This window comes from Brevundimonas sp. NPDC007368 (assembly GCF_042869015.1).
In the GTDB taxonomy this organism is placed as follows: domain Bacteria; phylum Pseudomonadota; class Alphaproteobacteria; order Caulobacterales; family Caulobacteraceae; genus Brevundimonas.
Map to the genome: position 1 here is coordinate 238,670 of NZ_JBIAFA010000005.1, position 21,611 is coordinate 260,280.

The window sequence follows — 21,611 nt, forward strand, 5'->3', positions numbered from 1 at the left end:
AACGATTTTCGCGCAGCAGCGAGGCAGACCATGGACGACGCCTATTCGGTCCAGACCACGGCCGCCGACAACAGCGATCAGGACGGCCTCGAGACCCTGATGGCGCTGAAGGACGCCGACACCTTTCTGGTGGCGGACCACTGGGGCGACGTCAAAAGCGGGGCTGACGGCCTGTTCGACCGGGACACGCGCCTGCTGTCGCACTTCGTTCTGACAGTGGGGCGAGCAAGGCCGTCGCGGCTGAGCTCCGGCGTGACCGAGGACAACGTCTTCTTCACCTGCCATTCGACCAACCGCCCCCTGCCGCCGATGGGCGGGCGCTCGGCCCCGGCGGGGGTGCTGCATCTGGAGCGACGGCGCTTCCTCTGGGACAAGAGGCTGTTCGAGCGGGTGCGGATGGTCAACCACGGCGTCGAGGACATCCTGCTGCCGCTGTCGTTCGAATTCGGGGCCGACTTCGCCGACATCTTTCAGGTGCGCGGCACGCCCCGCCTGACGCGCGGCGAGGTCCACGCCCCGATCATGGACGGACGGCGCGTCACCTTCGGTTACACCGGGCTGGACGGCGTGACCCGAACCAGTTGCCTGGCCTTTTCCGAGCCGCCCGCGCGCCTCAGCGCCAACCGGGCGGAGTTCATGTTCAGCCTGCCCAAGGGCAAGCGGCTGGACCTCTATATCGAATGCGGGATCGACGTCTGCGACACCCCGGACCAGGAGCGCTGGCGCTGGAATTCCATCCAGGCCCGTCTGGCCATGCGTCGGCGGATGCGGCGCGGCGCCGGGGTGGCCGCGCCGCGCGATCCGCGCATCAACGACTGGCTGACCCAGTCGCGCACCGATGTTGCGCTGCTGACCACCGACCTGCCGACCGGCCCCTATCCCTATGCCGGGGTCCCGTGGTTCTCGACCCCGTTCGGGCGCGACGGCATCATCACCGCCTGGCAGATGCTGTGGGTGGACCCCAGTCTGGCGCGCGGCGTGCTGACCTATCTGGCGGCGCGTCAGGCGACCGAGGTGGACGCCTTCAAGGACTCCGCGCCCGGCAAGATCATGCATGAGACGCGCGGCGGCGAGATGAGCGTTCTCGGCGAGGTGCCCTTCGGCCTCTATTACGGCGGGGTCGACACCACCTGCCTGTTCATCGCCCTGGCCGGGGCTTACGCCAAACGCACCGGCGACGTGGAGACCATCCGCAATCTGTGGCCCAATCTGATCGCGGCGGCGGGCTGGATGAGCGACTACGGCGACAGCAACGGCGACGGCCTGATCGACTACGCCCGCGCCGCCGAAACCGGCCTGTCCAACCAGGGCTGGAAGGACAGCGAGGACTCCATCTTCGACAGCGACGGCCGCTTTCCCAAGGGCCCGGTCGCCCTGCTGGAGGTGCAAGGCTACGCCTTCGCCGCCTGGACCGCCCTGGCCGAAATGGGCGCGCAGATGGGCGACGAGCGGGCCAGCCAGTGGCAGGCGCAGGCTGTGGCGGTGCGATCCTTGGTCGAGGACCGATTCTGGATGGAGGACCAGCAGTTCTACGCCGTGGCCCTGGACGGCGACGGCAAGCAGATGCAGGCCGTCGGCTCCAACGCCGGGCATCTGCTGTTCAGCGGCCTGCCGTCGCCCGAGCGCGCCCGGCTGGTGACGCGACGGATGCTGACGGCGGAGTTTCGCTCGGGCTGGGGCCTGCGGACCCTGGCCAAGGGGCAGGCCCGCTTCAATCCGATGAGCTATCACAACGGCTCGGTCTGGCCGCACGACACGGCCATGGCGGCGGCGGGCATGGCCCGCTACGGCGAGCGGCGGGCGGTGGCCATGTTGCTGGGCGAGATCTACGGCGCGGCCGCCCATTTCCAGCTGCGCCTGCCCGAACTGTTCTGCGGCTTCATCCGCGAGACGGGCGAGCCGCCGATCGCCTATCCGGTCGCCTGCCTGCCGCAGGCCTGGGCGGCGGGCTCCGTCTTCCTGATGCTGCAGGCCGCGCTGGGCCTGTCGATCGACGCGCCCGAGCAACTGGTCGAGGTCGCCGACCCGACCCTGCCGCCCGGGGTGGACCGGCTGTCGGTGACGCGGCTGCAGGTCGGCGACGGGGTCATCGACCTGCACTTCCAACGGCTGGACGGTCAGGTGGTGGTCATGCCGCGCGAGCGCAGCGGCGTGGTCAATCTGCGAGTGACCGGCTAGGCCGCCAGCCCGCGCTCCAGGGCCTTGCGGAACACGGTCGGCAGGGCTGTCAGGGCCTCGCCGGCCTCGGTCCAGACGAAGTCGCCCGCGCCTTCGCCGACATGGACTGTCAGGGTCAGGCTGAAGTGGGTGAAGACGTGCTCGACCGCCCCTGCTTGCGTCCAGTCAGCGGCGACCGGCAGATCAAAGGCGGGCGAGGCGCTCCAGTCCGAGGTCGGCAGGCCCAGCATCCCGCCCAACAGCCCCTTGTCCGGGCGCTTCACCAGCCCGATCCGGCCTTCGCCGTCGCGCAGGACGAAGGCGTGGCCCAGACGGTGCGGGCGCTCGGCCTTCTTCGTTTTCAGCGGATAGCGCGCGGGGTCGCCGGTCTTCAGCCCCTCGCAGCCGAAGGCCAGGGGGCAGAGATCGCACGAGGGCGACTTGGGCCGACAGACGCCCGAGCCGAGGTCCATCAGGGCCTGGGGCCAGTCGCCGGGGCGATCGTCGCTGACGAAGAGGGCGGCCAGCCGCTTCAGCTCGGGTCGCGCGGCGGGCAGAGGCGCCTCCAGCGCGAACAGCCGGCTCATGACCCGCTCGACATTGCCGTCCACGACATTGGCGGGCCGGTCGAAGGCGATGGCGGCCACGGCGGCGGCGGTATAGGCGCCCACCCCCGGCAGGGCCAGCAGCGCCGTCTCGGTGTCGGGAAAGGCCCCGCCGTGCTGATCCGCCACGGCGCGGGCGCAGGCCAGAAGGTTGCGAGCGCGGGCGTAGTAGCCCAACCCCGCCCAGGCGGCCATCAGCTCGGAATCCTCGACCGCCGCCAGATCACTGACGGTCGGCCAGCGCGTGGTGAAGCGCTCGAAATAGGGGGCGGCGTGCGGCACCGTCGTCTGCTGCAACATGACCTCGGACAGCCAGACCCGGTAGGGCTCGGTGCGCCTGTCCGCCCCCGGCGGCGCGCGCCACGGCAAGGTCCGCGCGTGGGCGTCGTACCAATCAAGCAGGGCGGCGCGGAGGGAGGGGACGTCGGGCATGGGTCGGGCTATATAGGACGAATGCGTCGTCCTCTGCCCACTGAAAGCGAAGCCCGCGAAATCCTGGCGCGGCGCCGGACGCGGCCGCAACTGCGCCCGCCGCCCCCGGCCGGCAAGTCGCTGGCCCCGCTGATCAGGAAGCTGGACGCCCAGTTCGGACGCGGCGCCGGCGCGCTGGAGCCGCGCTGGGTCGAGATCGTCGGCGAACGTCTGGCCCGCGTCACTCGCCCGCAGAAGCTGACCAAGGGTCGCGGCGGCGCGGGCGGCACGCTGGAGCTGCGCGTGGCAGGCCCCGCCGCCCTGCTGGTGCAGCATCAGTCCGAGGACATCATCCAACGCGTGAACCTGTTCCTCGGGGCTGGATCGGTTGAGAAGCTGCGCATCGCCCAGGGACCGGTGAAGCCCCTACCCGTGGCGGGCGCCAAGCCCCGCGCGCGCGGCAAGATGGTCCTGCCGCCCCTGCCCGCCTCGGTCGAAGCCGAACTGGCCAACTCTGTCGAGGACGCCCCCGACAGCTTGAAAGCCGCGCTCAGAAAATTGGGCCGGGCCGTCCTGTCGCAGCCGCCGGAAAACGAGCGCCGTTGACAAACCTTCGCCGCACCTGTTCTCGAAAAGTATGCGGATCGCGCACGCCCTAGGGAATCGCGCCATCCTTTTGAGTCACACTCTCGCCTAAGGACGACCCATGGCTACGTTCCGTTACGCTTCGATGAGCCGCCGCGCGGCCCTGACCGCCGCCGCCCTGGCCGCCATGGCGACTGTCGCCGGCTGCACCGCCAAGACCGGCGGCGCCGCACAGGGCGACATGGGCATGGGCGCGGGCGAAGACGCCAAGGTCACGGTCGTGGAATACGCCTCGGTCACCTGTGGTCACTGCGCCGTCTGGAACGAGGAAGTCTGGCCCGAATTCAAAACGAAATACGTGGACACCAAGAAGGTGCGCTACGTCTTCCGCGAGTTCCCGACCCCGCCGCAGGACATCGCCGTCGCCGGCTTCCTGATCGCGCGCTGCGCCGGCCCGGACAAGTATTTCGACGTCGTCCACGACATCATGGCCAGCCAGAAGGAATGGATGGCGGGCGTGGCCCCGCGCACTACCCTGTTCCGCGCAGCCGCCGCCGCCGGCCTGAGCCAGGAACAGACCGAGGCCTGCATCAGCGACAAGGCCGCCATCGAAGAGATGAGCAACCGCATCAAGGCCGGCATCGACGCCGGCGTGACCGGCACGCCGACCTTCCTCGTCAACGGTACGAAGGTGCTGGACAGCTCGATGTCAGGCCTGTCGGAAGCCATCGACGCGGAACTGGCCAAGAAATAACTTCAACCAGGCGGGGGCGTGGACATGTTGAGGAAGCTGATCGGGGCTGCGGCCCTGAGCGTTGTACTGGCGCTGGCGGCCTGTAGCGGCAAGGACGCGGCCCCCGCCGAGGGCGACATGACTCTGGGCGCCCCCGAAGGCGCCAAGGTGACGGTGGTCGAGTACGCCTCCGTCACCTGCTCCGGCTGCGCCGCCTGGAACGAGCAGGTCTGGCCCCAGTTCAAGGCCAAATACGTGGACACGGGCAAGGTGCGCTACGTCTTCCGCGAGTTCCCCACCCCGCCCCAGGACATGGCCGTCGCCGGTTTCCTGCTGGCGCGCTGCGCGGGCGAGGACAGGTATTTCCATGTCGTCGACCAGATCATGCGGTCCCTGCCCGCACTGCATTCCGGCACCCCGCCGCGCGACATCCTGCTGCGCACCGCGCGCGACGCCGGCCTGAGCGAGGCCCAGTTCCAGACCTGCGTCGCCGATCCCGAGGGCGTCGCGGCCATGGAGAAACGCATCAAGGCCGCGCAGAGCGCGGGCGTGACCGGCACGCCGACCTTCATGATCAACGGCGAGGTCGTGGCTGATCGCTCGCTGGACGGCCTGTCGCAACGGATCGATCCTCTTTTGAGCGCGAAATGACCATGAAGACCCTGTGGCGCACCCTGCCCCTGACGGCGGCCCTGACCTTGGCGGCCCTGCCCGTCGTCGCCGCCGAAGCTTCGCCCACCGCCGCTACCCCGACGCCCGCCGTGGCGGCTGTTCCGGCCGTGACCGCCGCCGACCGCGTCCTGGGCCGCGCCGACGCCCCCGTGACGGTGATCGAATACGCTTCCTTCACCTGCAGCCACTGCGCCGACTGGACCAACGAGGTCCTGCCGACCTTCAAGGCCCGCTATATCGACACCGGCAAGGTCAGGCTGGTGTTCCGCGACATGCCGACCCAGCCCGCCCAGGTCGCCGCCACCGCCGCCGCCATCGGCCGCTGCGCCGCGCCGGGCAGGTTCTTTGACGTGGCCCATCACTTCATGGCCGGTCAGTCCGCCGCCTTCGCCAGCGGCAACGCCCGGCAATGGTACATGGGCGCCATCGGCGTCAGCGGCCGCACCCAGGCCCAGGTCGAAGCCTGTCTGGCTGATCCCGCGACGGGCCAGGCGCTGGAACGCGACATCGAGGCCGCCGTGGCCGCCGGCGTCGACGGCACCCCGACCTTCTTCGTCAACGGCCGCCGCACCCTGGACCATTCTCTGGAAACCCTGTCGGCAGCCATAGACCCGCTGCTCAAGGGGCGCTAAGCCCCCGCCGATGCAGTTCCAGAGACTGAAGCTCGTCGGCTTCAAATCCTTCGTCGACGCGGCGGAAGTTCAAATCGAGTCCGGCCTGACCGGCGTGGTCGGGCCAAACGGCTGCGGCAAATCCAACGTGCTGGAAAGCCTGCGCTGGGTCATGGGCGCCAACTCGGCCAAGGCCATGCGCGGCCAGGGCATGGACGACGTCATCTTCGCCGGGGCGGCGGGCCGTCCGCCGCGCAGCCACGCCGAAGTCGTCCTGACCATCGACAACGCCCAGAAGCGCGCGCCCCAGCCCTTTACCGACAGCCCGGTGCTGGAGGTGTCGCGCCGCATCGACCGGGGTCAGGGCTCGACCTATCGCATCAACGGCAAGGAGGTCCGCGCCCGCGACGTCCAACTGCTGTTCGCCGACGCCTCGACCGGGGCCAACAGCCCGGCCCTGGTGCGCCAGGGCCAGATTTCCGAACTGATCGCCGCCAAGCCGCAGAACCGTCGCCGGATTCTGGAAGAGGCCGGCGGCGTGGCCGGTCTGCACACCCGCCGTCACGAGGCCGAACTGCGCCTGAAGGCCGCCGAGACCAATCTGGACCGGCTGGACGACATCGGCCGCGAGCTGGAGACGGCCCTGAACCGGCTGAAGCGCGAGGCGCGCCAGGCCGAGAAGTACAAGAAGATCTCGGCCGAGATCCGCGCCCTGCAGGCCGCCCTGCTCTATGTGCGCTGGAACGACGCCAAGGCGGCCGCCGAGGTCGCAGCCCAGGAACTGCGCGACGCCGACCGCGCCGTGGCCGAGGCCGGCGCCGCATCGACCAAGGCCGAAGCCGAGGCCCTGAAGGCCCAAGACGCCATGAAGCCCGCGCGCGAGGAAGACGCCGTGGCCGGCGCGCTGCTGCACCGCGCCACGCTGGAACGCGACCGCCTCGACATGGCCGAACAGGCCGCCCGCGCCGAGGTCGACCGGCTGAAGGCCGAGGCGGCCCGCATCGCCGCCGACGTGGAGCGCGAAGAGCGCATGGCCGCCGACGCCCAGCGCGAGCTGGACCGGCTGGATCACGAACTGACCAGGCTGAAGGCCGAGATCGCCGCCGCCCCCGAGCGCGCGCCGGAACTGGAAAAAGCCCTGCTGGCCGCCGAGGATGCGCGCAAGGCCGCCGACGCCGAGGTCGAGCGTCTGGCGGGCACGCTGGCCGCTGTCGAGGCCCGCGCCAACGCCGAGAGCGCCCGCAAACGCGACGCCGAGGCCCGTCTGACCCGCGTCGTCGGCCAGTTCGAACAGGCCAAACGCGAACGCGAGGCGCTCGGCCCGATCGAGACGCCGGAACTGGCCGTCGCCCGCACCACTCTGGAGACGGCGCAGGCCGAACTGACCGCCGCCCGCGAGGCCGTCGAGGCCGCCGCGGCCGCGCGCGGCGACCTGGCCCGCGTCGAGGCCGAAGCCCGCACCCATGCTCGCGCCGCCGAGGACCGGCTGGGCCGCCTGCAGACCGAGGCGCGGGGGCTGGCGCAACTGCTGGTCACCGGCAAGCGCGACCACCCGCCCGCTCTGGACAAGGTGTCGGCGGCCAAGGGCTACGAGGCCGCACTGGCCGCCGCTCTGGGCGACGATCTGGACGCGGCGCTGGACGCTCGCGCCGCCGCCCACTGGGCGGGCGCCGATGCGCCCTCGCCTGTCTGGACTGAAGGCGTCCAGCCCCTGGCCGCTCACGTGACCGCGCCTGTCGAACTGGCCGCGCGTCTGGCCTTCTGCGGCGTCGCGCCCAAGGAGCGGATCGCAGCCCTCGCCAAGGCCCTGCCGACCGGCGCCCGTCTGGTGACGGTCGAGGGCGACCTCTATCGCTGGGACGGCTTCGTCAGCCGCGCCGAGGCCCCGCGTCCCGCCGCCGTGCGTCTGGCCCAGCGCACGCGGCTGGCCGAACTGGAAGCCGAGATCGACACGGGCAAGCCCGCGCTGGAAGCCGCCCAGACCACCCAGAAGGCCGCGACCGAGGCCTTCCGCGCCGCCGAGGAAACGGTGAAGACCGCCCGGCTCAAGCCCTTCGCCGCCGACAAGACCGTGGTCGCCGCGCGCGACCGCGTCGAAAGCCTGATGCGCGACCAGACCCGGCGCGAAGCCCGCGCCCAGGCTCTGGACGAAACCGTCGCCCGGCTGGACGGCGAGGTGGCCGAGGCCAAGGCTGCACTGGAGGCCGCGCAGTCGGTCGAGGCGCCATCCGAGACCATCGCAGGCCTGCGCGACGAACTGGCCGCCGCCCGTGTCGCCGCCGACGCGGCCCGGCAGGCGGCCCAGACCGCCCGCTCGACCCGCGACGAGGAAGCCCGCGACCGCGCCGGGCGCGAACAGCGTCTGGGCAGCCTGACCCACGCCCACGAGGGCTGGGCCGGGCGCTCGAAGGAAAGCGCCGCGCGCGTCGCCGCCCTGGGCAAGGACGCCGACAAGACCGCCGCTCTGCTCAAACAGGCCGAGATCGCGCCCCAGGGCTTCGCCGAACAGCGCGGCGCCCTGATGGACGCCCTGATCGCCGCCGAGACGCGCAAGAGCGCCGCCGCCGAGGCCCTGTCGCTGGCCGAAAGCACGGCGGGCGAGAGCGACCGCGCCAGCCGCGCCGCCGAGGCCGCCGCAGGGGCCGCGCGCGAGGCCCGCGCCGGTCTGGCCGCCCGCGCGGAGGCCGCGACCGAGCGTCTGGCCGAGGCCGAGGCCAACGTCCGCGAAACGGCGCAGATGTCGCCGGACGAGCTGGGCCAGAAGCTGATCGACGACGCCATCGCCCGCCCGCCGGACACGGCCGGCGCCGAGAGCCTGCTGACCGGGCTGGAGCGCGAGCGCGAGGCCCTGGGCGCGGTCAACCTGCGCGCCGAGGAAGAGGCCGCCGAATACGGCGAGCGTCTGGGCGCCATGAAGTCGGAACGGATCGACCTGACCCAGGCGATCGCCAAGCTGCGCGACGGCATCGACGAACTGAACGCCGAGGGTCGCGAGCGGCTGGTGGCGGCGTTCGACGTCATCAACGCCAACTTCAAGGCTCTGTTCGAGGCCCTGTTCGGCGGCGGTCAGGCGGAGCTGAAGCTGGTCGAGAGCGACGACCCGCTGGAAGCCGGTCTGGAGATCTACGCCTGCCCGCCCGGCAAGCGGCTGTCGGTCATGAGCCTGATGAGCGGCGGCGAGCAGGCCCTGACGGCGGCGGCCCTGATCTTCGGCGTCTTCCTGGCCAATCCGGCCCCGGTCTGCGTGCTGGACGAGGTGGACGCGCCGCTGGACGACGCCAACGTCGACCGCTTCTGCCGGATGCTGCACGAGATGCGGTCGCGCACCGACACCCGCTTCATCGTCATCACCCACAACCCGGTGACCATGAGCCGCATGGACCGCCTGTACGGCGTCACCATGCCCGAGCGCGGCATGAGCCAGCTGGTCAGCGTCAACCTGAAACAGGCCGAGCAGATCGTGGCGGCCTGATCGGAGGCGTCCGTTCGATGCCAGACAAAAACAGAGTCCAATTCGTCTGAATCGTCTGAAATCGGCACTGACGCCTCCCCGTCGTCGCGCCAAGGGCCCGGCGCCTCGGCCAGTATGGGGGCACTGAGCGGCCTGTCAGGTCGATTACGTCTGTTTCGAGCGAAGTCGTGGAAATTCAAAGCCTCGGCCAGCGTCATTGCGATGGCTCGACAGTGCCCCTGATTCAGCGCTTCTTACGCCGCATGGCCTCGCGCACGTCGCCCAGGGCCGGGCCGATCAGGAACCAGGGCTCGACGCAGTAGCGGGCCAACAGGCGTTTCGGGTCGGCGAACAGGCGGAACAGCCACTCGACGCCGAGCCGCCCCATCCAGCGGGGCGCCGCCTTCTGGACGCCCGCCTCATAGTCGAAGGCCGCGCCGACCGGCAGGATGACGGCCTGAGGCAGGGCCTCGATGTTGTCGGCGATCCACAGTTCCTGACGCGGCATGCCCATGCCGACGAAGAGGACGTTCGGCTGGAAGTCACGCACGGCGTCGAGGACGGCGGTATTGCCCGCCGATCCCGTCGTGGCGTCGAAATAGCCGGTCAGGCCTTTGATGACAGCGCCGGGATAGCGCGCCGCAAGCCGCTCCGCCGCCGTCGTCGCCACCCCGTCCGCGCCGCCGACATAGAGGACCCGCCAGCCCTTGCGATCGGCCATGCTCCAGAACTGGTCGCGCCAGTCCAGATAGGTGCAGCGGTGGAAGGGTCGGCTGTGCAGGCCCAGCAGCCGGGTGAAGTGGATCAGGGGCGTGGAATCCAGCTCGACCACATCCGCCAGATCATAAAGCCGTCGCATCCCCGGCGTGCGCGGCAGCAGATAGAGGCTGTGCAGGTTGTGGTTGGCGATGATGCTGCGTGCGCCCGCCTCGATGCAGCGCTCGACGTGCAGCAGCACCTCCTCCGGCCGCATCAGATCAACGGTCTCGCCCAGGATGCGGACGCGCTCCTCAGGTCGGCGCGTCTGACGGAACGGACGCCGTTCATGCGCCCGCCGATCAGGCGGGGCGAGGGCGGCGACGACTCCGAGCGGTTCCTGATACATGGCTTGGCTATAGACGCGGCGTCTCAACACGTGGTTTGCGGATGCGGTTAACGAAACACAGGATGCCACGATGACGCGAGCCCTGACGGTCCTAACGGTCGCCCTCGCCCTGTGCGCGACCAGCGCGACGGCCCAGGATCACGCCCTGGTTCTGACCGGCGTGGGACGGTTCGCCATCTTCGCCGACGCCGCCTCGGCCACGCCCGACGGCGAAGGCGTGCGGATGCGGTCCTTGCAGGTCAGCGAGGAGGACATGGTGATCGGCGGCGTCGCCTATGCCGGCGGCTGGTCCTGGTGGCGGTTCGACTGCGCGGCGCAGACGGCGGATCGGCTCGACTTCGCGTCATTGAAAGCCGACGGGTCCGAGGGGCCGATCACGCCGACGAAGTCCGCGCCCTTCGCCATCGCGCCCGGCGGAGACGCGGCGGAACTGGCGGCGGTGGCCTGCGGGGCGGAGACGCGGACGGCGGATGCGGTCAGCACGGCCGACGCCGTGCGCATCGGGCGCGAGCGGATGAAAGACTGACATCGCCTCTCCCTCCCCTTCATGGGGAGGGTGGCTGACGCGAAGCGGCAGACGGGTGGGGGCGCTTTGGCAGATCAATCGCCACGCTCTGTGTCGCCTCGACCTCCCCACCCGGTCGCTTCGCGACCACCCTCCCCATGAAGGGGAGGGAGAAGGCCGCCTACGTTCCGATCCAGGTCCACCCGATCCCTCGGCAGGGCCTGCGGGCATTCGTCCCGCATGAAGGCCAGCATCTTCTCGCGCACCTCGCAGCGCAGGTCGAAGGCGACCGAGGCGTTCCTGGCGCTGGTCAGACAACGGACCTGGGCCACGCGATCGGTTATGTCCGTGACCTGCAGGGACACCACGTCGCCGTCCCACAGGGGCGAGGCGTGGGCGATGGCCTCCAGCTTGACCCGCAGCCGGTCGATCGGCGCCTCGTAGTCCACATAGAGGAAGGCGACGCCGATCAGACGGCTGTCGTCACGGGTCCAGTTCTGGAACGGCTTCTGGATGAAATAGGTCAGCGGCAGGACCATGCGCCGCCAGTCCCACAGCTTGACCACGACATAGGTCGAGGTGATCTCCTCGACCCGGCCCCACTCGCCCTCGACGATGACGGCGTCGTCCAGGCGGATAGGCTGGGCCGTGGCGATCTGGATGCCCGCGATCAGATTGGTCAGGAAGGGTTGCAGCGCCAGACCGGCGACGATGCCCACCACCCCCGCCGAGGCCAGCAGGGACAGCCCCCACTGGCGCACGCCCGGAATGGTCATCAGCGCCAGCCCCAGGGTGATCAGTCCAATCAGGATGGCCGCTACCCGCTGCAGGATGCGCGTCTGGGTGACGTGCTTGCGGGCCAGGAGGTTGTCCTCCGTGTCCATGTTGAACTTCTTGAGGTGGACGACGGCCCCCATGTCCACCGCCCCGGCGATCATCCAGCCGCACACCAGGATGAAGCCGAACAGCAGGGTGCGCCGGATCAGCAGCGACGGCTCGGGGTCCAGCGGCGAGACCGTCACCGCCAGAGCCAGGGCTATGATCATGACGGCGATGCGGACCTTGAGCCGGGCGCGGCCCAGCATCCCCTTCCAGAAGACGTCGCGGTTGCGCACCGCCAGCTTCAGCAGGGCGAAGACCACCTGGTTGGCCGCCCAGCCGATGAAGACAAAGACGACGGTGATGATGGTCACCACGGCCCACTCGGGCAGCCAGTGGAACTGGTTCCACAGGGCGAAGACGTTGTTGGTCAGGTCGAGAACGAACTGGGGCATGGGCGCAGCCTAGCCAGCTTCGCCGCCCGACCCAAGGCCGTGCGGCGCTTCAGCGCGCCGCTGCTTCGACCTGATCCGCCAGGCGGACGGCGGCGTCGGGGATGGCGACGGAGCGGGCGGCGGCGGACATGGCGGCCAGCCGTGCCGGGTCCGACAGAACCTCGGTCAGGGCGGCGGTCAGGCTGTCGACCGTCAGATCGTCCTCGGCGATGACGCAAGCGGCGCCGGCCTCGGAGAGGGCGCGGGCGTTCAGGGTCTGGTGGTCGTCCATGGCGATCTTCAACGGGATCAGGACGGACGGCAGGGCCGCAACCGCCAGTTCCGAACAGGTCGATGCCCCGGCGCGGCCGATGACCAGATGCGCTTTCGACAGGCGGTCGGCCATGTCGCGGAAGAAGGGGGCGACCTCGGCGTTGATGCCGGCCTCCAGATAGATCTGGCGAGCGCTTTCCAGCGTCTCGGGTCGCGACTGCTGCTGGACGTGCAGGCGACTGCGGATCGCCTCGGGCAGGGCCGCGAGCGCGCGGGGCGCGGTCTCGGACAGGATGCGGGCGCCCTGGCTGCCGCCGGTCACGAGGACATGGATCGGACCGTCGCCTGCCGGCGCGACATAGGCGCGGTCGAACAGGGCGCGGATGTCGGGGCGGACCGGGTTGCCGACGACCTGGGCGCGCGTCTTCACCGCCTCGGGCGCGCGGTCGAGCGTCGGGAAGGCCGAGGCCACGCCGCCGACGCGCGGGGCCAACATACGGTTGGTGCGGCCCAGCACCGCATTCTGTTCATGGATCAGGGTCGGACGCTTCTGCAGGATGGCGGCGACCAGGGCCGGGGCCGACGGATAGCCGCCGAAGCCGACGACCACGTCCGCGCCGGTGCGATCAAAGGCCGACTTGGCCTGGCCCACGCCGCGCCAGATGGCCAGACCCGCCTTCAGCATGCCGATCGGGCCGCTGCCGGTGGCGGCGTCCAGCGCCAGACGTTCCTCGGCCGGGAAGGCGTGGGCGTATTGCTCGCCGCGCGCGTCGGTGGCCAGCACCACGCGCCAGCCGCGCGACGCCAGTTCACGGGCCAGAGCCTCGGCGGGGAACATGTGACCGCCGGTGCCCCCGGCGGCGACGACGCAGACCTTGTTCATGGCGATACTCTCTTACGGCAGCAGGCGGCGACGCGGCGGGGAGATGTTGGAGCCCGGCTCATAGGCCCCCGGACGACGGCGGGTCAGGGCGAGCGCAAACCCCATGGTCAGGCCCATGGCCATCATCGACGAGCCGCCATAGCTGATGAAGGGCAGGGTCATGCCCTTGGTCGGGATCAGGTTCAGGTTCACCGCCACGTTGATGCAGGCCTGCAGCCCGATCAGCATGAAGAGGCCCGCCGCCGCCGTCTGCTCGAACGGGTCGTTCAGCTTCATCGCCTTGCGCATCCCGCGGATGACGATGAAGGCGTAGAGGCCGATCATGGTCAGCGACAGGATCAGGCCGAACTCCTCGGCGCCGACCGAGTAGATGAAGTCGGTGTGCAGGTCGGGGACGTGGCGCTTCATCACCCCTTCGCCGATGCCGCGTCCGACCAGACCGCCGGCGCGGATGGCCTCGGAGGCGCGGTCGATCTGGTGGGTGTCGGTCGTCTCGGGCGACAGGAAGCGGCTGAGGCGGTCGCGCATGTGGCTGAAGGTGAAGTAGAGCGACACCACCCCGCCCGCGCCCATGGCGGCGATGACGGCGACCCATTTCAGCGGCACCCCGGCCATGAAGAAGACGGCCATGAAGGTGGTGGTGATGAGCAGGGTCTGGCCGATGTCCGGCTGGATCAGCAGCAGGCCGACGGTCAGGGCCCAGAAGCCGAAGGCGATGCTGACGCCGGGCACCCCCTGCCCTTTCTGCGCCTCGGCGAACATCCAGGCGGCGAAGACGATCAGGCCGGGCTTGGCGAACTCGGACGGCTGCAGGCTGAACGGGCCCAGGTTCACCCAGCGCGCGGCGCCCTTCACCGTGTCGCCGATGAAGGGCAGGGCCGCCATGACCACAATGGCCCCGAACAGGGCCAGGACGGCGATCCGTCGCACGCCGCGCGGCGACAGCAGGGAGGTGGTCAGCATCAGGCCCGTGCCCATGCTGGCCCAGACGATCATCCGCCACGAATAGTGGAAGGGGTCGGTGATGGATTCATCCGCCAGGATGGCGGCGGGGCTGGAGGCGAAGCTGAGCGAGACGCCCAGCGCCACCAGGGTCAGGGCCGCGCCCAGCAGGCCGCGATCCACGGTCCAGAACCAGCGCGCGATCAGGCTCTGGTCATTGCGCGAAAAGGGATGGCTGTAGCTCTGGCTCATGCGGCGGGCTCCGCTTTCGCGCCCAGCGCCAGGACGGCGGCGCGGAAGGCTTCGCCCCGCACCTCGAAGTCGGGGAACTGGTCGAAGCTGGCGCAGGCGGGCGACAGCAGGACGACCTGCTCGCCCCCGGCCTTGGCGGCGTCGGCGGCGGCCAGTTCGACGGCGCGCTCCATGGTGTGGGCCACGACATGCGGCGTGTCGGCCAGGGTGACGGAAAAGGCGTCCGCCGCCTCCCCGATCAGATAGGCCTTGGTCACATGGGAGAAGAGGTCGCGCAAGCTGTCGATGCCGCCCTCCTTGGCCTTGCCGCCCGCGATCCAGAAGACGGAGGGATAGGAGGCGAGGGCCTGACGCGCGGCGTCGGCGTTGGTGCCCTTGGAGTCGTTGATGAAGCGGACGGCGCCGAGACGGCCCACGGCCTCCATCCGGTGCGCCAGTCCGGGGAAGGTCAGCAGCCCCTCGACCGCCGCGTCATGCGACACGCCCAGCGCGCGGGCGGCGGCATAGGCGAAGGCGGCGTTCTGGGCGTTGTGACGGCCGGGGAGAGAGCGGGCGGCGGTGAGGTCGGCGACGGGCTGGCCGTTGCAGGTCAGCAGGCCGGGCGTGGCCAGATAGCCCTCGGCGTCTCCGTTGGTGGAGACGGTCTCGATGCGGTGCCCCTGCGCGCGCAGGTCCGCCGCGATCCCCTGCCCCCAGGCCTCGTCCACGCCGACCAGAGCCAGCGCCTCAGGGCCTTGCGCCTGGAAGATGCGCCGCTTGGCGGCGACATAGCCTTCCATGCCGCCGTGGCGGTCCAGATGGTCGGGGCTGATGTTGGTCAGGATGGCCACGTCGGGCGCGAAGCTCGTGGTCAGGTCCAGCTGATAGGACGAAACCTCGATGACATAGACGGCGTCCGGCGTCGGCGCCGGCAGGGCCAGAACCCCGATGCCGATGTTGCCGCCGATGTGGACGCTCAAACCCGCCGACTTCAGCACCCAGCCGATCAGGGCCGTGGTCGTGGACTTGCCGTTGGTGCCGGTGATGGCCACGACACGGGGGCGCCGGCCCTCAGGCAGGGCGTCCAGAGCGCGGGCGAACAGCTCGACGTCGCCGATGACCGGCACGCCCGCCTGATGGGCGCGCTCGACGGTCCAGTGCGGCTTGGGATGGGTCAGGGGCGCGCCGGGCGACAGGACCAGGGCGGCGAAGCCCGACCAGTCGGCGCGGGTGAGATCCTCGACCACGAAGCCTTCGGCCTCGGCCTGCATTCGGCCCGAGACGCCGTCGTCCCACAGGACCGGAACGGCGCCGCCGGCCTGAAGCGCGCGCGCGGCGGTGATCCCGGACCGGCCCAGGCCGAAGACCGCGACGCGTCTGCCCTCGAAGCCGGGAACCGGGATCATGGGATCAGCGCAGCTTCAGCGTGGCCAGACCGGCCAGGGCCAGCATGGCGGCGACGATCCAGAAGCGGATGACGACGGTCGATTCCGGCCAGCCCATCTTCTCGAAGTGGTGGTGGATGGGCGCCATCAGGAAGATGCGCTTGCCGGTCAGCTTGAAGTAGCCGACCTGGATCATGACCGAGGCCGCCTCGACCACGAACAGGCCGCCGACGATGCCCAGCACCAGTTCGTGCTTGGTCGCGACGGCGATGGAGCCCAGCGCGCCGCCGAGGGCCAGCGAGCCGGTGTCGCCCATGAAGATCTTGGCCGGCGGGGCGTTGTACCAGAGGAAGCCCATGCCGCCGCCGATCATGGCGGCGCAGAAGATGGCCAGCTCGCCCGCGCCGGGCACGTGGTGGACCTGCAGATAGTCGGCGAACAGGAAGTTGCCGACCAGATAGGAGATGATGCCGAAGGCGCCCGCCGCCATCATCACCGGCACGATGGCCAGGCCGTCCAGACCATCGGTCAGGTTCACGGCGTTGGAGAAGCCGATGATGGTGAAGGCCGCGAAGGCCACATAGAACCAGCCGATGTTCAGCAGGATGGCCTTCAGGAAGGGGAAGGCGATCGAGGTTTCCAGCCCCGGCGAGGTCGGGGAATAGGTCATCCAGACGACGGTCAGAACGCCCGCGATCACGGCCACCACGGCCTGGGCCGCCAGCTTCTGCTTGGACGTCAGCCCCGCCGAGGTCTGCTTGGTCACCTTGGCGTAGTCGTCGATGAAGCCCAGCACGCCGAAGGCCGCCGTCACGCCCGAGACAATCCAGATATAGGGGTTGGTCAGGTCGCCCCACAGCAGGACGGCCACGCCGATGCCCGCCAGGATCATCAGACCGCCCATGGTCGGGGTGCCGACCTTGGACAGGTGCGACACCGGGCCGTCCTCGCGGATCGGCTGGCCGCGGCCCTGCTTGGCGCGGATCCAGTTGATGAAGCGGCTGCCCATGGCGACGGCGACGATCATGGCCGTGGCCATGGCCAGGGCGACGCGCACCGTCTGATACTGGATCAGGTGCAGCAGGGGATATTCCTGCGCGATGTCCGCGTAATAGAGATAGAGCAGGTAGAACATTTAAGCGGACTTTCCTTGGTCCCCGGCGGCGTCGCGCGCCTCTTGTTCGGCGGGGCCGAGTTTTGCAAGCGCGGCCGCGACCAGCGCGGCGCGCGACCCGTTCGATCCCTTGACCATGACCACGTCGCCGGGCTGGACCAGGCTGGCGGCCTCGGCGGCCAGTTCGGCGGCGGTTTCGCGCCATTGGCCCCGCAGCGAGGGCGGAAGGATGTCGTAAAGCTGGCGCATCTGCGGTCCGGCCGCATGCACGAGGTCGAGACCCGCCGCCTGTATCGCCGGGGCCAGACCTTCGTGCAGGGCGCGGCTATGATCGCCCAGCTCCAGCATGTCGCTCAGGACGACGACGCGACGACCGCCCTGCCCCACCGGCTTGGCGCCGAGGCTGACGAAGCCCGCCTTCATCGACAGGGGATTGGCGTTGTAGCTCTCGTCGATCAGAGTGAAGGCGCCGCCGGGGATGGCGACCGTCTTCATCTGCCCACGCCCAGCCAGAGGCTGGAAGCCCGCAAGCGCCTGCAGCGCGGTGTCCAGCGACACGTCCAGCGCCTGCAGCATCAGGATGACGCACAGGCTGTTCAGGCCCCAGTGCACGCCGGACTGGGCCAGACGATACTCGATACGCTGACCGTCCAGCTCGGCGACGACGGTCGCGCCCTCGCTGTCGGGGACGAAGTCCAGCAGGCGGGCGTCGCAGCCCGGCTCGCGACCGAAGGTGCGCAAGGTCGCCCCGGCGTCCAGCGCGCCCTGACGCACGATGTCGGCATGGGCGTCGGCGGCGTTGACCACGGCCACGCCGCCGGGGATCAGGCCCTGGAAAATGGCGGCCTTCTCGCGCGCCACGCCCGCCTCGCCGTCGGCGAAGGCTTCAATGTGGACGGGGCCGACCGTGGTGACGCAGGCGGCGTGGGGGCGGACGAAGGCCGACAGCGGGCCGATCTCGCCCGGATGGTTCATGCCGATCTCGAACACGGCGCGGTCGGTGCCGTGCGGCATCCGCGCCAGCGTCAGGGGCACGCCGATGTGGTTGTTGTAGCTCTTGATCGAGGCGTGGCTGGAGCCGGCCAGATCAAGGCCCGCCTTGATCGCCTGGGTCACGCTGGTCTTGCCGACGCTGCCGGTGACGGCGCCGCGCAGGCGCGCGCGATCACGCGCGGCGACGCCCATGGCCTCCAGCCCCTTCAAGGTGTCGTGCACCTGAACATAGGGCCCGCCCTCGACCGGGCGGTCGACCAGTGCCACCGTGGCCCCGGCGGCGAAGGCGGCGGCGGCGAACTCGTGCCCGTCGCGCGCGCCGTGCAGGGCCAGGAAGAGATCGCCCGGCTGGATTTCACGGCTGTTGTAGGTCAGGCCCGAGACAGATGCGTCGGGTCCGTGGAGCTGGCCGCCGGTCGCCGAGGCGATGGCTTCGGCGGTCCAGAGCGGCGTTTGGGTGTCAGGCATGATCGCGCAGGGCTTCGGTCGCTTCGGTGGCGTCGTCGAAGGGATGCACGACCCCGGCGACGATCTGTCCCTGTTCATGCCCTTTTCCGGCGATCACCACCACATCTCCTTCGCGCATCAGCGATACGGCGTGGCGGATGGCTTCGCGGCGGTCGCCGATCTCCAGCGCGTCGGGGCAGCCGGCGCGGACCTGGGCGCGGATGGCGGCGGGGTCTTCCGAGCGCGGATTGTCGTCGGTGACGATGGCCACGTCCGCTAGACGCCCGGCGATCTCGCCCATCATCGGCCGCTTGGCGCGGTCGCGGTCGCCGCCGGCGCCGAAGACGACGATCAGCTTGCCCGTCGCGTGGGGACGCAGGGCGTTCAGCACCGTCTCCAGACCGTCGGGGGTGTGGGCGTAGTCGACATAGACCTCGCCGCCGCGCGCGCCTTCGCCCGGGATGCGCTGCAGACGGCCCTGCGCGCCCTGAATGAACTCCATGGCCGGGATGACGCGGTCGGGGTCTTCGCCGCCCGCGATGCACAGGCCCGCCGCCACCAGGGCGTTCGAGGCCTGGAAGGCGCCGGCCAGAGGCAGCAGGATGTCGTGGATGCGGCCGCGCGCGTCGATGGTCAGCCGCTGGCCTTCCGGCGTCGCCCGGCGCGCCAGCAGGCTCAGATCGCGCCCGCGCTCGCCCACGCCCATGACGCCCAGACCCGCCATGATCGAGGCCGAGGCGAAGGCCGAATAGGCGTCGGAGTCCGCGTTCAGCACGGCGGTGCGGCCGCGCGGCAGCAGGGCCTCGAACAGGCGCAGCTTGGCGGCGCGGTAGTCCTCCATCGTGCCGTGATAGTCGAGGTGGTCCTGGGTCAGGTTGGTGAAACCGGCGGCGCGGATGGCCACCCCGTCCAGACGGCGCTGCTCGATGCCGTGCGACGAGGCCTCGAGCGCCAGGTGGGTCACCTCCTTGGCGGCCAGTTCGGCCAGCAGGCGGGCGGCGTCGGCGGCGTCAGGGCTGGTCAGGCCGGGGCCGGTCAGGGCGTAGGTCTTGTCGCCCTTCTGGCCCACCACGCCGAGCGTGCCCATGCTGGCCGACTTGAGACCGAGGCCCGCCCAGATCTGGCGGCAGAAGTTGGCCACCGAGGTCTTGCCGTTGGTGCCGGTGATGGCGACGCAGGTTTTCGGCTGCGCGCCGTAGAAGCTGCGCGCGGCCAGCGCATAGGCGCGGTACACGTCGCCCGAGGCGACCAGCAGAGGCGCGGCGCCCGCGGGCGTGTCGGCCGGGGCCAGGATGGCGGCGGCGCCTTTGGCCAGGGCTTGCGGAATGAAGGCGCGGCCGTCGGCGCTCGAGCCCGGCAGGGCTACAAAGAGGGCGCCGGGGACCACCTTGCGGCTGTCGGCGGTGACGGCGGTGATCTCGGGGTCCGAGGCGACGTCACGGCGCAGCAATTCTGACAGACGAAGGGCGCTCATCGGCCGTCTCCCTCGACGTCCTCGAACTCGGGGATCTTCTCGCCCAGGGCGGTGGACCAACGGTCGGCCTTGCGCTCGACGCCCAGGAAGGGGGCGATGCGGTCGGCGATCTTGCCGACGGCGGGCGCGGCGACATAGCCGCCGGTGCGCGGATAGGAGGACGGTTCGTCCACCAGGACGAAGATCGTATAGCGCTTGGCCGTCACCGGGCCGTCGGCGGGGAAGACGGCGGCGAAGGAGCCCACGGCGTGGGTCGGGTCGTAGCGGCCGTTGACCAGCTTGTTGGCCGAGCCGGTCTTGCCGCCGACCCGCAGGCCCGGCGCATCGGCGAACCGGCCCGAGCCGCGCGTCACGTTGCGGCGCATCAGGTCCAGCATGGTGGCCGAGGTCTCAGGCGAGACGACCTGACGGGTTCGGGCGTTGGGCAGACCGCCCTTGCGCAGGGTCAGGGGCACATAGCGCCCGCCGTTGGCCAGAGAGGCGTAGGCGGCCACATACTGGATCGGCGTGACCATGATGCCGTAGCCGAAGGACAGCGAGGCCAGGGTGCTGTCGTCCCACTTGCGCACCCGCGACGGGCGGGCCGATTCCTTCAGCTCGATCGGCGCGGCCTCCAGCAGGCCCAGCCGCTGGAAGTAGTCGCGCATCACGTCGCCGCCCATTTCGACGGCCAGACGCGAGGTGCCGATGTTGGACGAGTGCAGATAGACCTCCTCCAGCGTCAGCACCTTGTTGGTGGCGTGGAAGTCCTTGATGCGGCGGTTGCCGATCTGCAGGGCCTGAGAGGCGTCGAACAGGGTGTTCATGTCGGCCCGGCCGGTGTCGATGCCGGCGGCGACGGTGAAGCTCTTGAACACCGAGCCCATTTCATAGTGACCCGAGGTGACGCGGTTCAGCAGGGCCTCTTCCGGGGCGCTGTTGCGGCGGTTGGCGTCGTAGGTCGGCCAGCTGGCCATGGCCAGGACCTCGCCGGTCTGCACGTCGGTGACCACGGCGACCGCGCCCTTGGCCCCGGCGGCCTCGGCGGCGGCGGCCAGTTCGTTCTCGACCACGCCCTGAACGCGCAGGTCGATCGACAGCTGGAAGTCCTCGCCGGCGGCGCCCGCCGCGCGGATTTCCTGATTGAAGGCCAGCTCGGAGCCGGACACGCCCTCGCCGCCCGTGTCGGCGCGACCAATCAGGTGAGCCGCCGAGGTGCCGAGAGGATAGACGCGGCGATCCTCGGGCTCGAATGAAACGCCGCCCAGAGCCAGGGCGTGAACCGCGCTGCGCTCGGACGGGGTCAGGCCGTTCAGCACCAGCAGGCGACGCTCGCCGCCCATAACGCGGTCCAGACGCTTGGCCGAGACGCGCGGCAGAGCGCGACGCAGCTGGGCCCTGGCGCTGGCCGGGTCCCAGATTTCGCGCGGGTCGATGTAGAGGCCGTAGTGGGTGATGTTGGTGGCCAGCAACTGACCGTTGCGGTCCACCAGATCGGCGCGCGTCAGGGCGTTCGGATTGAAGCCCGCGCCCGCCGCGCCACGCGGCGCGAACAGGGCGGCGTGGGCCGCGCCCAGGGCCAGGCAGGCGAAGACAGCGGAAAACACCGCCAGGATCAGGAAGATGCGGACGCGGGTGTCTTCTTCGGGGCGACCATCGGCGCGGGCGCGCTCGAACGAGTGCTCCATCCACCAGACGCAGTTGGCGACCCAGCGCCCCCAGGCGGCGAACAGGCCGCCGACCGACGGGCCTTGCGGGCGCGGCTGCGGGCGGCCCGGCGCGGGGCGGCGATAGTCCATGCC

General features: G+C 70.3%; 17 protein-coding genes. 7 read left to right on the forward strand and 10 right to left on the reverse strand.

What is annotated here, in order from left to right:
* Positions 1-30: 30 nt before the first annotated feature.
* On the forward strand, positions 31-2,178 hold the full coding sequence (locus ACFYLW_RS12555; RefSeq protein ID WP_312065618.1) for an amylo-alpha-1,6-glucosidase: 2,148 nt from the start codon (positions 31-33) through the stop codon (positions 2,176-2,178).
* Here ACFYLW_RS12555 and mutY read toward each other — a convergent pair.
* Positions 2,175-3,194, reverse strand: coding sequence for an A/G-specific adenine glycosylase (gene mutY / locus ACFYLW_RS12560; RefSeq protein ID WP_312065616.1), 1,020 nt, complete (start codon positions 3,192-3,194; stop codon positions 2,175-2,177). The genes ACFYLW_RS12555 and mutY overlap by 4 nt on opposite strands.
* 21 nt (positions 3,195-3,215) lie before the next feature.
* Here mutY and ACFYLW_RS12565 point away from each other — a divergent pair, with 21 nt between their 5' ends.
* From ACFYLW_RS12565 to smc, 5 genes are all read left to right on the forward strand, one after another.
* A complete protein-coding gene (locus ACFYLW_RS12565; RefSeq protein WP_313472333.1) occupies positions 3,216-3,779 on the forward strand; it encodes a DciA family protein in 564 nt (187 codons plus the stop codon).
* 100 nt (positions 3,780-3,879) lie between these two features.
* Positions 3,880-4,512, forward strand: coding sequence for a DsbA family protein (locus ACFYLW_RS12570; protein WP_312065612.1), 633 nt, complete (start codon positions 3,880-3,882; stop codon positions 4,510-4,512).
* A gap of 24 nt (positions 4,513-4,536) precedes the next feature.
* A complete protein-coding gene (locus ACFYLW_RS12575) occupies positions 4,537-5,142 on the forward strand; it encodes a DsbA family protein (protein WP_312065628.1) in 606 nt (201 codons plus the stop codon).
* Positions 5,139-5,795 (forward strand): DsbA family protein, encoded by a 657-nt coding sequence (locus tag ACFYLW_RS12580; RefSeq protein WP_312065609.1) that lies wholly within the window; start codon positions 5,139-5,141, stop codon positions 5,793-5,795. The genes ACFYLW_RS12575 and ACFYLW_RS12580 overlap by 4 nt, the downstream gene beginning before the upstream one ends.
* Positions 5,796-5,805: 10 nt before the next feature.
* Positions 5,806-9,246 (forward strand): chromosome segregation protein SMC, encoded by a 3,441-nt coding sequence (gene smc, locus ACFYLW_RS12585; protein WP_390183170.1) that lies wholly within the window; start codon positions 5,806-5,808, stop codon positions 9,244-9,246.
* A gap of 223 nt (positions 9,247-9,469) precedes the next feature.
* Here the strand turns inward: smc and ACFYLW_RS12590 are convergent, their stop codons facing one another.
* Positions 9,470-10,330 (reverse strand): WecB/TagA/CpsF family glycosyltransferase, encoded by an 861-nt coding sequence (locus ACFYLW_RS12590; RefSeq protein ID WP_312065665.1) that lies wholly within the window; start codon positions 10,328-10,330, stop codon positions 9,470-9,472.
* Between the two features lie 70 nt (positions 10,331-10,400).
* Between ACFYLW_RS12590 and ACFYLW_RS12595 the strand changes: the two genes are divergently transcribed.
* On the forward strand, positions 10,401-10,856 hold the full coding sequence (locus ACFYLW_RS12595; protein WP_312065663.1) for a hypothetical protein: 456 nt from the start codon (positions 10,401-10,403) through the stop codon (positions 10,854-10,856).
* A gap of 74 nt (positions 10,857-10,930) precedes the next feature.
* Here ACFYLW_RS12595 and ACFYLW_RS12600 read toward each other — a convergent pair whose 3' ends face one another.
* From ACFYLW_RS12600 to ACFYLW_RS12635, 8 genes are read right to left on the reverse strand one after another with little or no spacing between them, the layout of a single operon-like run.
* Complete coding sequence (locus ACFYLW_RS12600; protein ID WP_312065661.1) at positions 10,931-12,109, reverse strand: mechanosensitive ion channel family protein; 1,179 nt, start codon at positions 12,107-12,109, stop codon at positions 10,931-10,933.
* Between the two features lie 49 nt (positions 12,110-12,158).
* Entirely contained in the window at positions 12,159-13,244 is a 1,086-nt protein-coding gene (gene murG / locus ACFYLW_RS12605; RefSeq protein WP_312065660.1) for an undecaprenyldiphospho-muramoylpentapeptide beta-N-acetylglucosaminyltransferase, read from the reverse strand.
* Between the two features lie 12 nt (positions 13,245-13,256).
* Positions 13,257-14,438, reverse strand: coding sequence for a putative peptidoglycan glycosyltransferase FtsW (locus tag ACFYLW_RS12610; protein ID WP_312065658.1), 1,182 nt, complete (start codon positions 14,436-14,438; stop codon positions 13,257-13,259).
* Positions 14,435-15,823: a UDP-N-acetylmuramoyl-L-alanine--D-glutamate ligase gene (gene murD / locus ACFYLW_RS12615; protein ID WP_312065656.1), complete on the reverse strand. Its 1,389-nt coding sequence runs from the start codon at positions 15,821-15,823 to the stop codon at positions 14,435-14,437. Before murD ends, ACFYLW_RS12610 begins: the two co-directional genes overlap by 4 nt.
* A 4-nt stretch (positions 15,824-15,827) precedes the next feature.
* Positions 15,828-16,937 (reverse strand): phospho-N-acetylmuramoyl-pentapeptide-transferase, encoded by a 1,110-nt coding sequence (mraY, locus tag ACFYLW_RS12620; protein WP_312065654.1) that lies wholly within the window; start codon positions 16,935-16,937, stop codon positions 15,828-15,830.
* Positions 16,938-18,377 carry a UDP-N-acetylmuramoyl-tripeptide--D-alanyl-D-alanine ligase gene (murF, locus tag ACFYLW_RS12625; protein WP_312065652.1) on the reverse strand — a complete coding sequence of 480 codons (1,440 nt, stop codon included), beginning with the start codon at positions 18,375-18,377 and terminating at the stop codon, positions 16,938-16,940. It lies immediately after the preceding gene.
* Entirely contained in the window at positions 18,370-19,830 is a 1,461-nt protein-coding gene (locus tag ACFYLW_RS12630; protein ID WP_312065650.1) for a UDP-N-acetylmuramoyl-L-alanyl-D-glutamate--2,6-diaminopimelate ligase, read from the reverse strand. Before ACFYLW_RS12630 ends, murF begins: the two co-directional genes overlap by 8 nt.
* Positions 19,827-21,608 (reverse strand): penicillin-binding protein 2, encoded by a 1,782-nt coding sequence (locus ACFYLW_RS12635; RefSeq protein ID WP_313472379.1) that lies wholly within the window; start codon positions 21,606-21,608, stop codon positions 19,827-19,829. The genes ACFYLW_RS12630 and ACFYLW_RS12635 overlap by 4 nt, the downstream gene beginning before the upstream one ends.
* Positions 21,609-21,611 lie beyond the last annotated feature (3 nt).